The organism is Metabacillus herbersteinensis (assembly GCF_042433335.1).
Lineage (GTDB): Bacteria > Bacillota > Bacilli > Bacillales > Bacillaceae > Metabacillus > Metabacillus herbersteinensis.
Map to the genome: position 1 here is coordinate 76,141 of NZ_JBHLVO010000022.1, position 6,593 is coordinate 82,733.

Sequence of the window (6,593 nt, forward strand, 5' to 3'; positions counted from 1 at the left end):
CATGGGAACATATTGTCCCTTTAGGTGAATGGTTACAACATCTTTATAAGATACCGACTTTAAAGTGGTCTTCACAAGAGCCTCTAGATAACTCTTTGATTGCGACCATTGTTAATTACACAGGAACGGTTAGTTACGCTTCTATAGATTTAATTAATAGTGAAGAAGAGAAAATAGATACTTGGTGCAAGATGGTTGAATCCTACAGCCAATGGTATTCGGTAAAGAGACTTCCGAACGGAGAATGTGTACATCCTGAAGAAGGTTTTGTTTTACTCCGATACCCTGCTTATACATTAAATGATCTGAAGAGCAGGGTACTAAATGGAAAGACATTTCCTGCTGGTGTTACGCGTTTTCTAATAAATGGTCGCTTATTAAATCTTTCCATTCCTCTAGATCTTCTTATCTCGGAAAATCTGAATGAGACAGAATGGTATCAACTTCTAGAAAGATTACAAAATAAGATTCGTTTCTATTCTGAGAGTATTTATCTTTGTGAAGCATAATCTCAATTAAAAAAGGAGAGGAAATCAATTATGACAAGTGTAGCTCAAACATTTAACTCCAACACAATAAACTCTATTAAGGATTGTATTGGGAATACACCTTTATTCCAGTTAAATACCTTGTTTCCAGTCTCCAATATTAATGTGTATGCTAAATTAGAAATGCTTAATCCCGGTGGAAGTATGAAAGATAGACCAGCAGAGTTTTTTATAAGAAAAGGGATGGAAGAAGGAAAGATACATAGTAAAACCCATCTTATAGAGAGTTCTTCAGGAAATTTAGGGATTGCATTAGCTCTACTAGCGAAATTCCATAATTTATCTTTTACTTGTGTTGTTGATCCTAAAATCTCGCAAACAAATCTAAAAATGATTAAGGCCCTTGGTGCAAATATAAGCATGGTGAAGGAACCGGATGAGCATGGAGGCTACTTACAAACAAGAATAAAAAGAGTAAATGAGCTCTTATCTAGTACTCCTAATGCATATTGGATTAATCAATATGCAAATGATAATAATTGGAGGGCGCATTATTATGGAACAGGTAGGGAGATTGTTGAACAGTTAATAGGAGAACCTTTAGATATCTTAATTGCACCTGTTAGTACTTCAGGAAGTATTATGGGGATAAGCAGGAGATTAAGAGAAACCTACCCATACCTAACTGTAGTTGCGGTAGATGCAGTAGGGTCAATTATTTTTAATTCACCTTCTGCACCAAGAGAGTTACCAGGGATTGGAGCTAGTCGTGTCCCTGAATTATTAAATAGGGATGAAATTGATCAAGTTATACATGTAAACGATTATGAGTCTGCACTAGCTTGTCGAGAAATATTAGAGAAAGAAGGGATATTTGCAGGAGGGTCTTCAGGGTCTGTTGTCGCAGCTATTAAGAAATTAGTTCCAAGTCTGACAAACAAAACTAATATAGTTACCATCTTTCCAGACCGTGGAGAACGTTATTTAGACTTAGTTTACGATGATCAATGGTTAAATAAAGTCAAAAGCATGCAATAAATATGTGTTTCACCTTTTATTAGTGAAGTGAGATGTATTTTCCTTAATAAGGTTCAAGTTAAATACCGTAAATCAACTCTTCTGTGATAGAGCGTTAAATTAATAGTTATATAATAGAAGAAAAGCGTCAAAAAGAAAGCATCTACCCTAAAAAAAAGGTAGATGCTTTTTTCAACGGGGAATACATTATCATTTTTAGACAGTTTGTCAGGTTGATATACATGCCCTTTTTCGTGTATGTGGTCTTTATTTTCCTTGCTTGTTCGGTAGAGCTAAGTTCCCAATTAGAGGAACTAAGTCTTTGTAACAGTTGACAATTTACTAGGTTAAGACTAATTCATACCAAAATATGTAGAATCTGCACATGTTTTGCACTATTTTGTAAAGTAACTGTTACGTAAAATAAACAATCCTGTTACTTAAGGATGCTATATTAATAAAATAGCAAACTAGTAATATGGGGGTAAAGAATGAAAAAATTAATAGCATCTTTTGTCTTAACAGGCGCTTTATTAAGTAGTCCAATTGTTGGTAGTGCTGCATTGGGAGATCAGACATTAAAAAGTGGAATGTATCATTCAGATGTAAAACAATTACAAGAATCATTGAAAAAAAAGGGTTACTTTACTAATAAATCAACAACTACATATTTTGGTCCTATAACAAAAAACTCTATTATTAATTTCCAAAAAGCTAATGGCTTAAAAGCTGATGGAATAGCGGGTACAAATACATATAAAGCTTTAGGGATTTCAAAGCAAGCAAGTCAACCAATTGTAAAGAGTAAGTCTTCAAATGCTACAAATATAGTGGCTACTGCAAAAATATATTTAAATGTACCCTATGTTTGGGGAGGAATGTCTCCAAAAGGGTTTGATTGTAGTGGATACTTAAATTATGTTTTTAATGAAAGTGTAGGAAAAACACTGCCTAGAACGGTAGCAGATATTTATAAGCAGGGAGTTAAGGTTTCTTCACCTCAAGTCGGAGATTTGGTATTTTTTGAAACCTATAAGCCTGGCGCTTCACATGCAGGTATATACATTGGGAATAACGAATTTATTCATAGTTCCTCTTCTAAAGGTGTAAGCATTAGCTCAATGAATAATGTATATTGGTCCGAGAGATATTTAGGTACTAAAAGATATTAAGAAAAATAAAAACAGTTGTCACATCAATAGAATTAAATATTTTAAGAACTAACTATCAGACTTCCCTGTTTCAAATAATTTTTTAAAAAAACAATGTAGCCAGTGTGAATCAGCGATTCACACTGGCTGGGTCTTTTTTTTAACTAATAGTTATGGATGTACTGCATGAAATTGGTTTACATCAGCAGGATATAGGTTTATTTATTCCATGAGTTTTCAAGTAGTAAAACCTTGGAATTTTATTTCTTAAAGAATTAATTGATTAAAAATAGCGGAGGTTTATGATTTTGAGCAACAAGAAGTTTATGCGTCTAGTAACCACTTTATTTATAATTACCTTTGTTTTTACCATGATTATTCCTACCGGACAGATGGCAGCTGCCGAAAGTGATGCGTTAAGTATTAATGCGAAGGGTGCTATTTTAGTTGAAGCATCAACTGGAAAGATATTATACGGTAAAAATACCGATGAAAAATTACCAATAGCAAGTATGGCCAAAATCATGACAGAGTACTTAGTGTTAGAAGCTATTGATAAAGGAAAAATTGATTGGAATCAGAAATACACACCAAGTGATTATGTGTATAAAATCTCACAAAATAGAGATCTATCAAATGTACCTCTGCGAAAAGATGGTACATATAATGTCAAAGAACTATTCGAAGCAATGGGCATTTATTCTGCAAACGGCGCTGCGATTGGACTATCTGAGATTGTTGCTGGATCGGAAACGAATTTTGTGAAATTGATGAATGATAAAGCAAAAGAGTTAGGTTTAAAAAATTTCGAGTTTGTCAATTCAACAGGTTTAGAGAATCGAGATTTATTAGGACAGCACCCTGACGGTACAGATGTTGAGGCAGAGAATAAAATGTCAGCACGAGATATGGCACTTCTTTCTCAAAGATTAATTGATGATTATCCAGAAGTTTTGGAGATTGCTAGTATGCCAAGAAAAGTATTTAGAGAAGGTACTGACGACGCCATTAAGATGGATAACTGGAACTGGATGTTAAAGGGCCTTTTATTTGAAACAGAAGGTGTCGACGGATTAAAAACTGGGTCTACAGATTCTGCAGGTTCCTCGTTTACCTCTACAGTAGAGCGAAATGGCATGCGCATTATTACAGTCATATTAAATGCAACTGATGATGAGGGCGGTCTTCGGACACCACGTTTTGTCGAAACAAAAAAGTTGATTGACTATGGTTATAATAATTTTACATTGGAAGAAAGATATCCTAAAAATTATTTCATTAAAAAGAAGTCCAATCTTTCAGTTATCAAAGGGAAAGAAAAAGAAGTTGCAGTGCATACAAATAAACCGTTGACCGTCGTTGTAAAACGCGGGGAAGAAGATTCATATGAGCCGAGCTATGTTTTTGATAAAAAGAAAGTGAATGAAAAGAAAGCCGTTACGGCCCCTATTAAAAAAGGTGAGAAAATTGGTTACATGACTGTGAAATTTAACGGTGAAGGTCAAGATTTAGGTTTTTTAGAAGAAAAAAGTGATGAAAACGTAGATTTAATCACAAAAACTGGTGTTGAAAAAGCAAATTGGTTTGTTTTATCAATGAGAGGAATTGGCGGTTTTTTCAGTGGACAGTGGAGAACAGTCACTGATATCGTTAAAGGCTGGTTTTAATATGAATTCAAATGCTAACCATATTTAATTTTTGGTTAGCATTTTTGTGCCAAAGAATAAGAAAAGAGGGTTAATGTGTCTTACATTTAATGTGAAAGTTCTTTTAAATATACCTCTATGCATATACGCGTGGATCTATGAACGAACATACTTTTTATAATTGCCTTTTTAGGTTTGATTGTTGCTTCGATAATCATCGATCATCGTTCAACCCTCTTAAATTTGATATAGATATATACTCAAAAAAGGTATACTTTCTACCCGGAGGGAGGAACACAATCTACCGAAAGGTAGAGAGGTTCCCTTCTACTCGACTAATTGAACAAGGATTGAAACGTTTGGAAAAGTGATAAATATTTAAAAAGGGGAAAGATACTTAATAAAAATCATGTAGGTGTATATTGTATGGGCAAAAGCTTTCATGTCATTAAACCGAGGACAACTAAATCTGATTTTTATTATAAAGTTTATGTTACGAATACCTATTTCTATTTTATTAAAATTGGTAGCCAATTCCATAATCGTTATGCATACGATAAACAGCTTCCCGATATTCTTGAGTTTTTATTTTGGTTTTTGTTTAAAAAAGTGGAGCAGAAGCAAGCTGATTTAGAGATTGAGTATGACGAAAAGATAAGTAGTGGTCAAGTATCTGGATTGCTACAGAAAAAGCATAACTTTTCTATTAACAACACCGGTATAAAGGACATTGTAATAAATCAAAAGGGAATTTTACATACAGGGTTTTCACGACAACGGAACCATTTCATTTATTTTAACAAACGGAAAAATCCTCAAGTTCATTATTCCAAAACAACTTTACGCAGCTCGGTTACAGATGCATTAAGGAAGCTCAACAACCATTTTAAAGAAGTATAATTAGATGAATTTTCTTCAACTAAACGGGTGCTTGTGCGGCCGAGCTTAGGTCGTATCATATAGCGGGTGGGATTCCCGTCGAGTAAGAACTAGCCATTCGCTCGTAGCGAGTCTTGGAGGGCTAAAGGTAACTTTAGTCTTTAAGCGTAGACAGTAAGGTAGCGGGCCGAAAGCCAAATGGTTGAAGGGATTGAGCTCCATAATGTTAGTAAATCGAGAGGGCTGATGCCTTAAGCGCAGCAGAAAGCTACATTTTATCCTTTGTTAATGGCAAGAAGGATGAAACCTCTCTGGAGTCAGAGACCTTGGCACGTTACACATTGTTATGATACGGCAACTCGGGAGACCCTACCGGTCTTTTCTTTTTTAGAAGAGTATGGTGTACAAGCGATAACAAGCAAGGAAACCAAATGCCGGTAGGGAGTCGGATAGCAGCGTAGTACCAATGAAGTTGGGTAATGCCGATGGAGGAAAGGCTAGCTACCAGTTATCACCCTTACTAGGGACACATTTACTACACGCAGAGGTAGGGATAATAAATGGAAACAAAACTACTAAGGATAGCAGAATTAGCAAAATCTGATCCTAAAATGAAATTTACATCTCTTGCACATCTATTAAATAAGCAAGCACTAGTTCAATGTCATATTGAACTACCGAATAAGAAGGCAACTGGGATTAACGGTACCACTAAAGAGCAATACAGTGAAAATCTAGAAGAAAACATAGATCATCTAGTTAGTAGGCTTAAAAGCAAAAGCTATCGTCCTGTTCCAGTAAGAAGGATGTTATTCCAAAGCTCAATTCAGACAAGAAAAGACCATTGGGAATACCGGAACATGAAGATAAAATTGTTCAAAAAGGCATTACAAAGGTATTAAATACCATCTATGAAAATGACTTTCTAGATTGCTCCTTTGGATTCCGACCAAATCGTAATTGCCACGATGCTTTGAAAATACTGAACTACTACATTGAAAAGAAGTCAGTAAATTATATAGTAGATGTAGATATCAAAGGATTCTTCGACAACGTTGACCACACATGGATGATGGAGTTCTTAAAACTGCGAATCACTGACCCTAACCTACTAAGGATAATTGGTAGGTTTCTTAAAGGTGGATATATGGAGGAAGGTAAGAAATACAGGACAGACAATGGCACACCGCAAGGTGGAGTAATATCTCCGATACTTGCCAATATATACCTCCATTATGTCCTCGACCTATGGTTTGAGAAAAGGGTTAGGAAACAGTGCAAAGGACAAGCATACATTGTGAGATATGCAGATGATTGTGTGTCACGAATGCAAACAAAGTGTGCTTGAAAAGCACACCTGGTACGCAATGCTGCACTTAAGATGAGAGAAGGCCTCTCGCAATCGCTATGCA

General features: G+C 35.3%; 7 protein-coding genes. All 7 read left to right on the forward strand.

The genetic code is table 11. From position 1 onward, the window contains the following. Nucleotides 1-95 precede the first annotated feature (95 nt). The 7 genes from ACFFIX_RS19905 (at nucleotide 96) to ACFFIX_RS19935 (ending at nucleotide 6,529) form a co-directional block, all read left to right on the forward strand. Entirely contained in the window at nucleotides 96-509 is a 414-nt protein-coding gene (locus ACFFIX_RS19905; RefSeq protein ID WP_378937154.1) for a hypothetical protein, read from the forward strand. Between the two features lie 30 nt (nucleotides 510-539). After that, on the forward strand, nucleotides 540-1,526 hold the full coding sequence (sbnA, locus tag ACFFIX_RS19910) for a 2,3-diaminopropionate biosynthesis protein SbnA (RefSeq protein ID WP_378937156.1): 987 nt from the start codon (nucleotides 540-542) through the stop codon (nucleotides 1,524-1,526). 470 nt (nucleotides 1,527-1,996) lie between these two features. Then, nucleotides 1,997-2,677, forward strand: coding sequence for a C40 family peptidase (locus tag ACFFIX_RS19915; RefSeq protein ID WP_378937158.1), 681 nt, complete (start codon nucleotides 1,997-1,999; stop codon nucleotides 2,675-2,677). 287 nt (nucleotides 2,678-2,964) lie between these two features. Continuing rightward, nucleotides 2,965-4,323, forward strand: coding sequence for a serine hydrolase (locus tag ACFFIX_RS19920; protein ID WP_378937160.1), 1,359 nt, complete (start codon nucleotides 2,965-2,967; stop codon nucleotides 4,321-4,323). A gap of 405 nt (nucleotides 4,324-4,728) precedes the next feature. Next, complete coding sequence (locus ACFFIX_RS19925; RefSeq protein ID WP_378937162.1) at nucleotides 4,729-5,202, forward strand: hypothetical protein; 474 nt, start codon at nucleotides 4,729-4,731, stop codon at nucleotides 5,200-5,202. 539 nt (nucleotides 5,203-5,741) lie between these two features. Then, on the forward strand, nucleotides 5,742-6,083 hold the full coding sequence (locus ACFFIX_RS19930) for a hypothetical protein (protein WP_378937164.1): 342 nt from the start codon (nucleotides 5,742-5,744) through the stop codon (nucleotides 6,081-6,083). Continuing rightward, nucleotides 6,026-6,529, forward strand: a complete 504-nt coding sequence (locus ACFFIX_RS19935; protein WP_378937166.1) for a reverse transcriptase domain-containing protein — start codon at nucleotides 6,026-6,028, stop codon at nucleotides 6,527-6,529. The genes ACFFIX_RS19930 and ACFFIX_RS19935 overlap by 58 nt, the downstream gene beginning before the upstream one ends. Nucleotides 6,530-6,593 lie beyond the last annotated feature (64 nt).

Coding starts and splice junctions, on each gene's coding strand:
- sbnA (WP_378937156.1), top strand. CDS start 540: ATGACAAGTGTAGCTCAAACATTTAACTCCAACACAATAAACTCTATT.
- ACFFIX_RS19915 (WP_378937158.1), top strand. CDS start 1,997: ATGAAAAAATTAATAGCATCTTTTGTCTTAACAGGCGCTTTATTAAGT.
- ACFFIX_RS19925 (WP_378937162.1), top strand. CDS start 4,729: ATGGGCAAAAGCTTTCATGTCATTAAACCGAGGACAACTAAATCTGAT.
- ACFFIX_RS19930 (WP_378937164.1), top strand. CDS start 5,742: ATGGAAACAAAACTACTAAGGATAGCAGAATTAGCAAAATCTGATCCT.